General features: G+C 70.4%; 11 protein-coding genes. 3 read left to right on the forward strand and 8 right to left on the reverse strand.

Going from position 1 to position 12568, the window contains the following annotated elements; genetic code table 11:
- The first annotated feature begins 22 nt into the window (after positions 1–22).
- Positions 23–967, forward strand: coding sequence for a phosphoribulokinase (locus KUG38_RS11270; RefSeq protein ID WP_216921489.1), 945 nt, complete (start codon positions 23–25; stop codon positions 965–967).
- Here the strand turns inward: KUG38_RS11270 and rpmF are convergent.
- A complete protein-coding gene (gene rpmF, locus KUG38_RS11275; protein WP_190609576.1) occupies positions 925–1107 on the reverse strand; it encodes a 50S ribosomal protein L32 in 183 nt (60 codons plus the stop codon). The two genes, KUG38_RS11270 and rpmF, sit on opposite strands and share 43 nt — an antisense overlap.
- A gap of 106 nt (positions 1108–1213) precedes the next feature.
- Between rpmF and ftsH the strand changes: the two genes are divergently transcribed.
- Positions 1214–3187 (forward strand): ATP-dependent zinc metalloprotease FtsH, encoded by a 1974-nt coding sequence (gene ftsH / locus KUG38_RS11280; protein ID WP_216921492.1) that lies wholly within the window; start codon positions 1214–1216, stop codon positions 3185–3187.
- On the opposite strand, the gene KUG38_RS11285 is transcribed toward ftsH, so the two are convergent.
- The 3 genes from KUG38_RS11285 to thrC all read right to left on the reverse strand — a co-directional run bounded on the left by KUG38_RS11285 (position 3125) and on the right by thrC (position 5831).
- Positions 3125–4120 carry a cupin domain-containing protein gene (locus KUG38_RS11285; RefSeq protein ID WP_216921495.1) on the reverse strand — a complete coding sequence of 332 codons (996 nt, stop codon included), beginning with the start codon at positions 4118–4120 and terminating at the stop codon, positions 3125–3127. The genes ftsH and KUG38_RS11285 overlap by 63 nt on opposite strands.
- 94 nt (positions 4121–4214) lie before the next feature.
- On the reverse strand, positions 4215–4490 hold the full coding sequence (locus KUG38_RS11290; RefSeq protein WP_094586186.1) for a MoaD/ThiS family protein: 276 nt from the start codon (positions 4488–4490) through the stop codon (positions 4215–4217).
- A 60-nt stretch (positions 4491–4550) separates the two neighbouring features.
- Positions 4551–5831, reverse strand: a complete 1281-nt coding sequence (thrC, locus tag KUG38_RS11295) for a threonine synthase (protein ID WP_216921496.1) — start codon at positions 5829–5831, stop codon at positions 4551–4553.
- Positions 5832–5961: 130 nt separating this feature from the next.
- On the opposite strand from thrC, the gene KUG38_RS11300 reads away from it, so the two are divergent.
- Entirely contained in the window at positions 5962–8844 is a 2883-nt protein-coding gene (locus KUG38_RS11300; protein ID WP_216921498.1) for a UPF0182 family protein, read from the forward strand.
- 108 nt (positions 8845–8952) lie between these two features.
- Here the strand turns inward: KUG38_RS11300 and fba are convergent, their stop codons facing one another.
- From fba to accD, 4 genes are all read right to left on the reverse strand, one after another.
- On the reverse strand, positions 8953–10026 hold the full coding sequence (gene fba, locus KUG38_RS11305; protein WP_094586189.1) for a class II fructose-bisphosphate aldolase: 1074 nt from the start codon (positions 10024–10026) through the stop codon (positions 8953–8955).
- A gap of 93 nt (positions 10027–10119) precedes the next feature.
- Complete coding sequence (locus KUG38_RS11310) at positions 10120–11214, reverse strand: Gfo/Idh/MocA family protein (protein ID WP_216921500.1); 1095 nt, start codon at positions 11212–11214, stop codon at positions 10120–10122.
- The gene (locus KUG38_RS11315) at positions 11201–11647 is read right to left on the reverse strand and encodes a hypothetical protein (RefSeq protein WP_286195895.1); all 447 of its coding nucleotides are present in this window, start codon (positions 11645–11647) and stop codon (positions 11201–11203) included. The genes KUG38_RS11310 and KUG38_RS11315 overlap by 14 nt, the downstream gene beginning before the upstream one ends.
- Positions 11644–12534 (reverse strand): acetyl-CoA carboxylase, carboxyltransferase subunit beta, encoded by an 891-nt coding sequence (gene accD / locus KUG38_RS11320; protein WP_216921514.1) that lies wholly within the window; start codon positions 12532–12534, stop codon positions 11644–11646. The genes KUG38_RS11315 and accD overlap by 4 nt, the downstream gene beginning before the upstream one ends.
- Positions 12535–12568 lie beyond the last annotated feature (34 nt).

Genomic DNA, 12568 nt, shown 5'->3' on the forward strand with positions numbered 1-12568 from the left:
GGTGGTGCCACCAGAGCTCTCCTTGCCCTCGGAGCCAGCGCCGGATGCCTGGGACGGACGGCTGGCCCGGGCGGGAGACCTGGGCCCGGTGCACCCCAGCCTGCTGCGGCTCCTGGCCCTGCCGATGCTGCGCCGGCTGGAGCGCGGGCTGCGGGACGGAGCGACGACGCGGCGGCCCGTGCTGGCCCTGAACGGGCCGGTGGGCGCCGGCAAGACGAGCCTGGGCCGTGCCCTGGAGCGCCTCGCCGCCCTCGGGGGCCTGCGGCTGACGGTGGCTTCGATCGACGACCTCTACCTGCCGGCCGCCGAACGCCGCTCGCGGCTGGCGGGCAATCCCTTCGGGGTGGGCCGGGTGCCGCCCGGCAGCCACGACCTGCCCCTGCTGCTGGAGGCGCTGGCCGCCTGGCGGGCCGGGGGGACGCTGCGGCTGCCCCGGTTCGACAAGACCCTGGCCGGCGGGGACGGAGACCGGAACGGCTGGCGGGAGGAGCCCGCCGAGGCGCTGGTGATCGAGGGCTGGCTGATGGGCTGCCGGTCCCTCGGCCCCCAGGCGCTGGGCGAGCGGCTAGGCAGAGGAGCGGGGCTGGAGGCGCTGAACGCATCTGAACGCCGCTGGCTGCCCCGCTGGGACGAGCACTTGGCGGCCTACGAAGAACTCTGGGAGGCCTGTGACGGCCTCTGGCTGCTGCGTCCGGAGCGCTGGAGCCTGCCCCGCCGCTGGCGCTTCCAGGCGGAGGCCCGGCAGCGTCGGGCCGGTGGCGGATGGCTCATCGGGCGGCAGCTCGACGCCATGGTGCGGGCCACGCTCCACTCCCTGCCGCCAGCGCTCTACCAGGACCCACTGCTGGGACCCACCGGGTCAGGGATTCCGTTCGAGGGTGGGGTGATCCTGGACGGACGCAGGCGTGCCCACCCCCTCGGGATTCAGCTCTCTTCGCCCGCTTCGGCCTCTTCGGCGATCGGATAGACAAAGCCCTGGGCGCGGCCGCTCAGCACAGCCTTGCCGAGCGACATGGCCTTCTGGGCCGCCACACCGGCCTTGGCCTTCCAGTGGGCGTGGCGCTGGTTGCGCTTGCCCTTGGAGGTTTTCTTCTTGGGAACGGCCATCCCGCCAACTCACTGCCAAACGATGATCCTGCTTCGCCGACTCGCCTTTCGTCAAATCGCTACAGTCGACTTCCGATAAGCAACTCCTGAAAAGGACGCCAGGCCTGTGAGCAGCAGTTCTCCTCCGGAGCCGGCCAAGATCTCCGCCGCCCTGGCCGCCCCCGGGACGATGGTGGCGCAAGGCACCGAGGCCGGAGCGTCCTCCACCCCTGCGGCCCCGGCCACTCCTGCGCCATCCAAGCCGGCCCCGCCGGTGCGTCCCGGGTTCAGCCTGGGGGGCCAGGGGGCCGGGGCGCCCTCCTACAGCCAATTGCTGCGGGACATCGAAGCCGGAAAGATCAAGAGCCTGGAGCTCGCTCCTGCCCAGCGCGTGGTGACCGCCACCTTCGCGGACGGCCGCAGCCGCCAGGTGTCCGTCTTCAGCGACAACCAGCAGCTGCTGCGCACCGCCGAGCAGGCCCGGGTGCCGCTGACCGTGCGGGACGAGCGGCGCGACGACGCCATGGCCGGTCTGGTCACCAACGGCCTGCTGGTGGCCCTGCTGATCGCCGGCCTGGTGCTGCTGGTGCGCCGCTCCGCCCAGGTGGCCAACAAGGCGATGGGCTTCGGCCGCAGCCAGCCCCGCCTGCAGGAGGAGGGGGCGATCACGGTGCGCTTCGAAGACGTGGCCGGCATCGCCGAGGCCAAGGAAGAGCTCCAGGAGGTGGTGACCTTCCTCAAAACCCCCGAACGGTTCACCTCCATCGGCGCCCGGATTCCCAAGGGGGTGCTGCTGGTGGGCCCCCCAGGCACCGGAAAGACACTGCTGGCCAGGGCGATCGCCGGTGAAGCCGGCGTGCCCTTCTTCTCGATGGCGGCCACCGAGTTCGTCGAGATGTTCGTGGGCGTGGGCGCCAGCCGGGTGCGGGATCTGTTCCGCCAGGCCAAGGCCAAGGCGCCGTGCATCATCTTCATCGACGAGATCGATGCGGTGGGCCGCCAGCGGGGGGCCGGGATCGGCGGCGGCAACGACGAACGGGAGCAGACCCTCAACCAGCTGCTCACCGAGATGGATGGCTTCGAGGACAACTCGGGGGTGATCCTGCTGGCCGCCACCAACCGTCTCGACGTGCTCGACACGGCCCTGTTGCGGCCGGGCCGCTTCGATCGCCGCATCAGCGTCGACCTGCCGGACCGGTCCGGCCGGGAGGAGATCCTTTCGGTCCATGCCCGCACCAGGCCCCTGGCCGAGGAGGTGTCCCTGGCCGACTGGGCCCGCCGCACCCCCGGTTTCTCCGGCGCCGATCTGGCCAACCTGCTCAACGAAGCGGCCATCCTCACGGCCCGACGCCAGAAGAGCCAGGTGGATGACCAGTCCATCGGCGACGCCCTCGAGCGCATCACCATGGGCCTGGCGGCCGCCCCACTGCAGGACAGCGCCAAGAAGCGGCTGATCGCTTACCACGAGATCGGCCACGCCCTGCTGACCACACTGCTGCCCCACGCCGACAGGCTCGACAAGGTGACGCTGCTGCCCAGGGCCGGTGGCGTCGGAGGGTTCGCCCGCACCATGCCCGATGAGGACATCATCGATTCCGGACTGATCAGCAAGGCCTACCTGCGGGCCCGGCTGGTGGTGGCCCTCGGCGGCCGCGCCGCCGAAATGGTGGTGTTCGGCCCCAGCGAGGTGACCCAGGGGGCCAGCAGCGATCTGCAGCTGGTGCGCCGCATCTGCCGCGACATGGTCCTGCGCTACGGCTTCTCCAGCCTCGGCCCCCTGGCCCTGGAGGAGGAGGGGGAAGAGGTGTTCCTCGGCCGCGACTGGATCCGCTCCAGCCCCCACACCTCGGTGCGCACCGGCAACCGCATCGACGAACAGGTGCGCCAGCTGGCCTTCGAGGCCCTGGAGAAGGCCGTCGCGGTGCTCACCCCACGGCGCGAACTGATCGATGAGCTGGTCAACCAGCTGATCGATCTGGAAACCATCGACGGCGACAGCTTCCGCGCCCTGGTGGAGGCCCATGAGGCCAAGGGCGCTTCAGCCCTCGCCGCCCAGGCCGGAGGCAAAGCGGATGTCCAGGCTGCGCAGGTAGGTGTGTAGACCGGCGTCCTGAATCGGCAGCAGCCGGGCCGGATGGCCACTCTCATTGACATGGGAATGCCAGTGGCCCGGCGGCGTCACGAAGGCGGCGCCCGGCTCCCATTCCATCCGCAGAGGGTTGCGGATCGTGCCGTCGGGGTTGAGCTCAGGACCGGAGAGGGTGGCGCAGCCCGGCTGGCAGTCGATCACCAGGTCGAGGGCGACGGACTGGTGCCGATGGGGGGGCTGAACCGCACCGGCCGGCACCAGTCCGTACATGGCCCAGAGGGTGTGGGTGACGGTGCGGCTCGCCGGCAGGGCACGGTTGGCCATCAGGAGGCTGAGGCGGTTGCTGCGGGCGCTGCTGGGATCCGCCGCCAGCGCCGCCAGCTCCTCATCGAGCCAGGCGGCCGGGTAGTGGCTGGGGGCGAAACGGGGGGATTCGGCCCGCACCCCGAGGAAGGTGAGCAGGGGCCCGTCGTGGATCCAGTAGAGAACGCTCTCTTCGGAGGCCTCCAGTCGAGGCTCCAGCCCAGCCGGCAGCACGAACAGATCTCCGCGACCCCAGCCCAGATCGAGGGGTTCATCCCCGGCACCGGAGGGGCAGTGGCAGCGCCCAGAGCCCCGGTACACGTAGAAGAGGGAGCTGGTGGCGTTGGCGGCCACCCCGATCGATTCGCCACGGAGGATCCGCACGAAGTTGGCGCTCAGGGCCGGGCTTGTGGCCGGCGAGGGGCAGCCCAGACGGGCGCTGAGATCGAGGGGAAGAACCGCCGTCGGACCCGTGGCGTGCAGATCGGGGCCCCAGCGGCCCTCCGGAATCGGCTCGGTGAGACCGGAACGGATCGGGTTGGCGGCCTGGCGGTAGTCGAACAGCAGGGTTTCAGCGTGCCAGTCGTGACCCCCGGCGATGGCGGCAGGGCTGGGGGGCCTGGACGCTTGGATCTGCCCCATGGGATCAGGTTGCAATCGTTGACAGATCTTATGGATTTCTTTCCATCGTCGGCGCCTTCCCTGCCGGGAGCGCTCTACCGGCAGGGAGGCACGTTCAGCCGCCGGCGACGGCCGGCACGATGCTCACCTCGTCGCCGTCGCTGAGGACGGTGGCCTGGTTGTCGAGAAAGCGGATGTCCTCGCTGTTCACATAGAGGTTGAGGAAGCGGCGCAGCTTGCCGCTCTCATCGCAGAGACGCGCCTGGATGCCGGGGTAGCGGCCTTCGAGGGCCTGCAGCAGGCCGTCGATGCTGGTGGCCTCCAGGCTGACGCTGGCCTCGTCGTTGGTGAACTTCTGCAGGGGGGTGGGGATCAGAACCTGGATGGCCATGGAATGGGTCGGTGGGGCAGGAAGAACGGGAGAAAGGGGGGCGGCGCGATCGGGGGGGGATCAGGCCCGGGGGGCGGCATCGCCGTGGGAAGCCTGGGAGCGCTCCCAGGCTTCGTGGAAGCTGGCCAGCTGGGGCTCGATCGTGTAAGGGGCGCCGATGGAGGAGGCGATCGCTTCGGTGGTCTTGAGGCCGTTGCCGGTGATGTAGGCGACGGTGGTTTCGGAGGGGTCGATCTTGCCCTGCTCCACCAGCTTCTTGAGCACGGCGATGGTGGTGCCCCCGGCGGTTTCGGTGAACACCCCCTCCATCTCGGCCAGCAGCTTGATGCCGTCGATGATCTCCTCGTCGGTGACCGCCGCGATGGTGCCGCCGGTGCGGTTGGCGATGTCGATGGCGTAGGGGCCATCGGCCGGGTTGCCGATGGCGATCGACTTGGCGATCGTGTTGGGCTTCACCGGGGTGATGAAGTCACGGCCGGCGGCAAAGGCCTGGGCGATGGGGGAGCAGCCTTCCGCCTGGGCACCGCTGAAGCGCACCGGCTTCTCGTCGACGAGGCCCACCTTGATGAATTCGTCGAAGCCCTTGCGGATCTTGGTGAACAGGGAGCCGGAGGCCAGCGGGGCGACGATGTGGTCGGGAAGCTGCCAGCCGAGCTGCTCGATCACCTCGTAGCCGAGGGTCTTGGAGCCCTCGGAGTAGTAGGGGCGCAGGTTGATGTTGACGAAGCCCCAGCCGTAGGTGTTGGCCACCTCGGAGCAGAGCCGGTTGACCTGGTCGTAGTTGCCCTTCACCGCCATCAGGGTGGGGTTGTAGACGAGGGTGCCGAGCACCTTGCCCAGCTCCAGATCACTGGGGATGAAGACGCAGCACTCCAGGCCGGCGTGGGCGGCGATGGCGGCGGTGGAGTTGGCCAGGTTGCCGGTGGAGGCGCAGCTGACCGTGGTGAAGCCCAGTTCCCGGGCCCGGGTGAGGGCCACCGAGACGACCCGGTCCTTGAAGGACAGCGTCGGCATGTTGACGCCGTCGTTCTTGATGTAGAGGGAGGAGAGGCCGAGACGGCGGGCGAGGCGATCCGCCTTGAGCAGGGGTGTGAAGCCGGTGCCCACGTCGATGGGGTCGCCCTCGACGGGCAGGAATTCCCGGTAGCGCCAGATCGAGGTGGGGCCGGCCTCGATGGTGGCGCGGCTGACGCGGCTGCGGATGGCGTCGTAGTCGTAGACCACCTCAAGGGGCCCGAAGCAGACGTCCTCGCAGACGTGGCGGGCGCCGGCCTCGTAGGGATGACCGCATTCCTTGCAGCGCAGGCCCGTGAAGGTGGAGCGGGAAAGGGTGGCGGTCAAGGGAATCCCGGTCACTGGGGGACACGCTAACAGTGGTGTCCGGTCCCTGCCGGCAAAGCCGACCTCCAGCATCGGGTATGGCATCGAGGCCGGCACTTGTCGCCCGCAGGGTTCTGCCTACGCTCCGTTTGTGCCCGTCCCCACCCCTCTGCCGTCCCGCCGGAGGCCCCACCTCGCCATCGGCCTGGCCATTGCCTTCGCTCTGCTGCTGGCCCTCTGGGCGGGGGCCCGGCTGGCCATCGAATGGCTCTGGTTCAGCCAATTCGACTTCCAGCAGATCCTGCTGCGCCGCTGGATGCTGCAGATCGCCGCCTTCGCGGCGGTCTTCGGCCTCGGTTCGGCCCTGCAGCTGGCCCAGCTGCAGCGCTGCTGGCGGCTCAGGGAGCAGGGGCCCGAGGCGCCCCGGCCGGGGGCGCCCCTGCTGCGGCTGGGCAACGGCGCCCTGGTGGCGGTGCTGATCGGCCTGGTGCTGCTGCTGGCCGGCGGCCTCAGCTACCTGATGGTGCAGGCCCGGGGACTGATCGCCAACCCCTTCAACGGCGACGTGATCACCGGCTTCTCCGTGCTCCGTGATCTGCCGCCCCTGCTGGTGGCGGGCCTGGCGGGGGGCCTGCTGCTGCCGCTGCTGCTCTGGCCCCTCACCACCCTGCGGATCACCCTGGCGGCCGCCCTGGCGGGCTCGGCCACGGCGGTGGCCCGGGGCTGGAGCCTGTGGCTGCCGGCCCTGCTGGCCACCCCCTTCGGCGAAGGGGATCCCCTCACCGGCTTGGACCTGTCGTTCACCGTGCTGCGCCTGCCGGCCCTGCGGCTGCTGCTGAGCGTGCTGCTGGCCCAGGGGCTGGTGGGGCTGGCGGCCTGCCTGCTGCTGACCATCGGCAAGGGCCGCAGCCTGAGCGATCTGCGCTTCGACGGGCTCAGCAAGGCCCAGCAGCGGGTGCTGCAGCCCCAGGTGGCGGCCCTGGCCGTCGTCATGGCCCTCAGCAACGCCCTGGCGCCTTTCGATCTGATGGTGCAGGGCAGCGGCGTGGCCTCGGGGGCGGGCTACGTGGATCTGCACGTGCGCCTGCCCCTGCGCCTGCTGTTCGCGGTGCTGCTGCTGCTCACGGCCGGCGCCCTGCTGGTGCCCCTGCCCCGGGGCTGGGTGCGCCGAGGCGCCCTGCTGCCCCTGGCGGGCTCGGCCGTGCTGGTGCCGATCAGCGAATGGGTGATCACGCCCCTGGCCCAGCGCTTCTGGGTGCAGCCGCGGGAGCTGGCGGTGGAGGCCCCCTATCTGGAGCGCAGCATCCGGGCCACTCGCCGCGCCTTCGGCCTGGAGAATGTGCGCACCATCCGGCTGGAACCCAACCAGGGCCTGACGAAGGCGGATCTGGCCAGGGCCCCCGGCACTCTCGACAACATCCGCCTCTGGGACAGCCAGCCCCTGCTGGCCGCCAACCGCGAGCTGCAGCAGTTGCGGCTGTACTACACCTTCCCTTCGGCGGCGGTGGATCGCTATCCGCTGCAGGGCAAGTCGGCCCGGAACGGCTCCCAGCAGGTGCTGATCTCGGCCCGGGAACTCGACAGCAGCGCCCTGCCGCCCGGCTCGCGCACCTGGCTGAACCGCCATCTGGTGTTCACCAACGGCCACGGCTTCACCGTCTCGCCGGTGAACGCCTTCGGCTCCGACGGCCTGCCCCTGTTCTTCGTCAAGGACCTGGGCAGCAGCGGCCGGGTGCAAGGCATCCCCGAGCTGGACATCACCGACAAGGAGGCCCGGGCGGCACTGCCGGTGGGCAGCCCGAGCCTCTACTTCGCCTCCGGGCCCTCCCCCTACGCCATCGCCCCCACCAAGGTGAAGGAGTTCTCCTATCCGGAGGGGGAACTGAACGTCTACACCCACTACACCGGCACCCGGGGGATCTCCCTCGCCCCTCCCCTCAACCGTCTGGGGGCGGCGATCTACCTGCGGGAGCCGCGACTGCTGTTCACCGGCTCCTTCACCGACCGCTCCCTGCTGCTGCTGCGGCGGCAGGTGAACCAACGCCTGACGGCCCTGGCGCCGTTCCTGCGCTTCGAAAGCCAGCCCTACCTGGTCACCGCCCGGGTGGCCGGCAGTGAGGGCTTCCGGCCGGAGCAGTACCAGTACTGGCTGCTGGACGGCTTCACCACCAGCCGCTCCTACCCCTACAGCGATCCCAACCCCCAGGGCCTGCGCTACTTCCGCAACCCGGTGAAGGCGGTGGTGGATGCCCACGACGGCCGGCTTTGGTTCTACGTCAATGACGCCCGCGATCCGGTGCTGCGCACCTGGGTGCGCGCCTTCCCGGAACTGTTCCGGCCGCTGTCGGCCATGCCGAAGGGACTGCTGGCCCACATCCGGGTGCCCAAGAGCCAGTTCGACATCCAGGCGGAGCGGCTGCTGCGCTACCACGTCACTGACGTGCGCACCTTCTACAACGGCGACGACGTCTGGGCGGTGCCCACCGAGATCTACGGCGAAAGCACCGTGCCGGTGTCGCCCTACCACCTCACCCTGCAGCTGCCCGGCGAGCAGCGCTCCGAGTTCGTGCTGCTGCTGCCCTTCACGCCGCTGAAGCGCTCCAACCTGGTGGGCTGGCTGGCGGCCCGCAACGATCCGCCCCACTACGGGGAACTGATGCTGGTGCGCTTCCCCCAGCAGCGGCTGCTGCTCGGCCCCCAGCAGATCACGGCCCTGATCGACCAGGACCCGACGATCAGCTTCCAGTTCGGCCTTTGGAACCGGCTCGGCTCGCGGCTGTTCCGCGGCAACCTGCTGGTGCTGCCGGTGGGCGAGGGCCTGCTCTACGTGGAGCCGATCTACCTGCAGTCGAAGAGCAACGACCTGCCCACCCTGGTGCGCGTGGTGGTCACCGATGGCCGCCGCTTCGTGATGGAGCGCAGCCTGCGCCGCGCCCTGGAGCGGCTGGTGGACGCGGCCCCCACCGCCAAGGAGGCGGCGTCCGCCGACCCGCCGCTCCCCGACGGCACGCCGCTGCCCCTGCCGCTGCCCTGAGCGCCCCAGCCTGAGCACCCCAGCCTGAGCGCCCGGGATGGCCGGCCATCAAAAAGGGGGCCCGTGGGCCCCCGATGGATCGATGCTGGATCGCTGGTGGGACGCCGATCAGGCGGCGACAGCGGTCTTGGGATCGAGGGCACCCTTGGCGTAGAGGGTGGCGTAGTAGTTGATGTCGCGCTGCTTGATCTTGCTGGCGTTGCCGGCACACCAGAACTGCTGGTAACGATCCAGGCAGACCTTCTTCATGTAGGCCCGGGCGGGCTTGTTGAAGTGGCGGGGATCGAAGTTGGCGGGATCCTTGGCGGCGGCTTCCCGGACGGCGGCGGTGAAGGCGAGACGGTTGTCGGTGTCGATGTTGATCTTGCGCACGCCGTTGCGGATGCCTTCCTGGATCTCCTCGACGGGGACGCCGTAGGTCTCGGGGATGGCACCGCCGTACTTGTTGATCATGTCCAGCCATTCCTGGGGAACGGAGCTGGAGCCGTGCATCACCAGGTGGGTGTTGGGGATGGCCTTGTGGATCTCGGCGATCCGGGAGATGGCCAGCACTTCACCGGTGGGCTTGCGGGTGAACTTGTAGGCGCCGTGGCTGGTGCCGATGGCGATGGCCAGGGCGTCGACCTTGGTCTTGGCGACGAAGTCGGCGGCCTCGGCGGGGTCGGTGAGCAGCTGGGAGTGGTCGAGGGAGCCCTCGAAACCGTGGCCGTCCTCGGCCTCACCCTTGCCGGTCTCCAGGGAACCCAAGCAACCCAGTTCGCCTTCCACGCTCACGCCGATGGCGTGGGCCACATCCACCACTTCCTTGGTGACGGCCACGTTGTAGTCGTAGCTGGCGGGGGTCTTGGCGTCGGCCTCGAGGGAGCCGTCCATCATCACGGAGGTGAAGCCGTTGGCGGCGGCGCCGTAGCAGGTGGCGGGGCTGTTGCCGTGGTCCTGGTGCATCACCACCGGGATGTCGGGATAGGTTTCGACCGCGGCCAGGATCAGGTGGCGCAGGAAGCTTTCGCCGGCGTACTGGCGGGCGCCGCGGGAGGCCTGCAGGATCACCGGGCTGTCGGTTTCGTAGGCAGCCTCCATGATCGACTGCACCTGCTCCAGGTTGTTGACGTTGAAGGCAGGAATGCCGTAGCCGTTTTCTGCGGCGTGATCCAGCAGCAGGCGAAGCGGTACGAGCGCCATGGGAAATCTCGCGGTATTGGGGTGGGTACGGTTGTGGAGAACCGTGGTCGAAGGACGGCTGGCGGGGTCGTCCCGCCGGGTCTGCCGGGGAGTCTAGGGGATGCCCTCCAGGGTTCCTGCTCCCTGGCGGGCCCAGTCGCAGCAGCGCTGGCTGGCCACCGCCTCAGCCAGCCCCGGCAGCATCGGACGCCGCTCCCGCACCGCCTGCGCCCACCAGCCCAGCAGCCGGCGCACCGGCGCGATCCGGCCGTCCTCCCAGGTGCGGCCGTAGGCCAGGGCCGGATCGGCCGCCACGGGCCGCAGGGCCTCGCCCGGACGGGCCATCCACAGCTGCATGCCGTGGACGTAGTCGGCCTGGTTGCTCGAGCCCAGCACCAGGGTGGCCTCGCTGCCGTAAAGCTCGATCCAGTAGCCCCGTCCCGCCCGCGCCACCGAGGAGAGGGCGAGCTGGGCGGGCACGGGGCGGCCGCGCCGGTCCTGGAGGTCGAGCTGGATCAGGGCGGTGTCCTCGGCATCCACCACGCCCATGGCGCCGGAGCCCGGGATGGGGCGCTCGCCGATGGCGGTGCTGAGCCGGGCGGTGAGACTGCGGCTGGGGCCGATCAGCCAGTGGAGGGTGTCGAAGGCGTGGGTGCCCAGGGCGCCGAGCACCCCGCCGCCGGCGGCGGCCTGGGAGTACCAGCTCCAGGGCCGGCTCGGATCGGCGCGGCTGGACATCAGCCAGTCAAACGTCACCAGCCAGGGATCCCCCAGCACTCCCGTCTCGAGCAGGGCGGCCAGCTGCTGGACATGGGGCACGGCCCGGTATTCGAAGTCGACCGCCACCACCAGGCCCCGGGCGATGGCGAGGCGCTGCAGCTCCTCCACCTGGCCGGCATTGAGGGCCACCGGCTTCTCCAGGAACAGGTGCTTGCCCGCCTCCAGGGCGGCGCGGGCCAGGGCGAAACGGGGCTCCGGCGGCGTGGCGATCACCACCGCCTCCACGGAGGGATCGGCCAGGAGGGCGGCGAAATCGTCGAAGGCGGGCAGCTCCGCCGCCTGGCCCGCGGCGGCGGCCCGCTCCTTGCGTGGGTGCCAGAGGGCCACCGGCTCGGTGCCCGGGGCGTCCCGCAGGGCCGTCAGGATCACCTTCTCGCCGAAGCCGAGGCCGGCAACGGCGACCCGCAGGGGCGCCTCAGGCCGTCGCATCGCTCTCCTGGGGATGGCGGGCGGCGGCGCAGGCGGCATGCAGCACCCGGATCGTGAGGTTGTCGCCGGCGGCGGCCTGCCAGGTGGCTCCCCAGCGGGGCAGGCCGTTGACGGCGGTGTCGCGGTAGAGCTCCTCGTCGCAATCGAGCTGCATCACGTACAGCTGGCCGACGGGGGGGCGGGCGTCCTCGGGTGCATCGGCGGCGGCGGCGGGCTGGTAGCGGCTCAGCACAGAAAGGCGCCCCTCGCGATCGAAGCGGAGGCTGCCGGAGTCCCACCACTGGCGGCCCTCAGGGCCGGCCTCCACCTCCTGCCAGTCGACCGGGCCGGCCATGGCGGCCGCGGGAGCCGCCAGCCAGCAGCCCACCAGCAGCAGCACCGCCAGCAGGCAGGCGGCGAACGGGGCGCGACCACCCCCCATGACACCGCTCATGGCACCACGAACACGGCCGGCCGCAGGCTGCCGTGCAGCCGCAGCAGGGTGGCCAGGGTGCCGCGCAGCTCGGGCCGGGGCACGATCGTGTCGACGAAGCCGTGGTCCTGGAGGTATTCGGCGGTCTGGAAGCCCTCGGGCAGCTTCTCTCCCAGGGTCTGCTCGATCACCCGGCGGCCGGCGAAGGCGATCATCGCCTTGGGCTCGGCCAGGATCAGGTCGCCGAGCATGGCGAAGCTGGCGGTGACCCCACCGGTGGTCGGATGGGTGAGCAGGGGCAGATAGAGCAGCTCGGCGCTGCGGTGGCGCTGCAGGGCGCCGGACACCTTGGCCATCTGCACCAGGCTCAGCATCCCCTCCTGCATGCGGGCGCCGCCGGAGGCGCAGACGATCAGCAGCGGATAGCGGCGGGCGGTGGCCAGCTCCACCAGGCGGGTGAGCTTCTCGCCCACCACCGAGCCCATGGAGCCGCCCATGAAGCGGAAATCCATCACCCCCAGGGCCAGGGGCATGCCGTCCAGGCGGCAGAGGCCGGTGACCACCGCATCCCGCAGACCCGTGGCCCGCTGGCTGTCCCGCAGCCGATCGGCGTAGCTGCGGCGGTCCTTGAAGGCCAGGGGGTCGGTGGGGGCCAGATCGGCATCGATGGGCTCAAAGCTGCCCTCATCGGCGATCAGGCGGATGCGTTCGGCGCTGTCGATGCGGTGGTGGTGGCCGCAGCCCTTGCAGACACTGGCGTTGGCGATCAGGTCCTTGCGGTAGACCACCAGGCCGCATTCGGCGCATTTGCTCCAGAGGCCATCCCCCTCGTCAGCCTCAGGGCCCTTGCTGGCCCGAACGGCAGGGGCGTTCTTGCGGCGATCGGCGAACCAGTCGAACAGGGACATGGGGCGACGGCGGCGACGGGGAACGGAGACCAGT

It is taken from the genome of Synechococcus sp. CCAP 1479/9, assembly GCF_019038535.1.
Taxonomy (GTDB): Bacteria; Cyanobacteriota; Cyanobacteriia; order PCC-6307; family Cyanobiaceae; genus Cyanobium.

Bases quoted from the DNA above. Each gene is read 5' to 3' on its own strand.
- rpmF (WP_190609576.1), bottom strand. From the start codon at position 1,107: ATGGCCGTTCCCAAGAAGAAAACCTCCAAGGGCAAGCGCAACCAGCGC.
- KUG38_RS11285 (WP_216921495.1), bottom strand. From the start codon at position 4,120: ATGGGGCAGATCCAAGCGTCCAGGCCCCCCAGCCCTGCCGCCATCGCC.
- KUG38_RS11290 (WP_094586186.1), bottom strand. From the start codon at position 4,490: ATGGCCATCCAGGTTCTGATCCCCACCCCCCTGCAGAAGTTCACCAAC.
- fba (WP_094586189.1), bottom strand. From the start codon at position 10,026: ATGGCGCTCGTACCGCTTCGCCTGCTGCTGGATCACGCCGCAGAAAAC.
- KUG38_RS11310 (WP_216921500.1), bottom strand. From the start codon at position 11,214: ATGCGACGGCCTGAGGCGCCCCTGCGGGTCGCCGTTGCCGGCCTCGGC.
- KUG38_RS11315 (WP_286195895.1), bottom strand. From the start codon at position 11,647: ATGAGCGGTGTCATGGGGGGTGGTCGCGCCCCGTTCGCCGCCTGCCTG.
- accD (WP_216921514.1), bottom strand. From the start codon at position 12,534: ATGTCCCTGTTCGACTGGTTCGCCGATCGCCGCAAGAACGCCCCTGCC.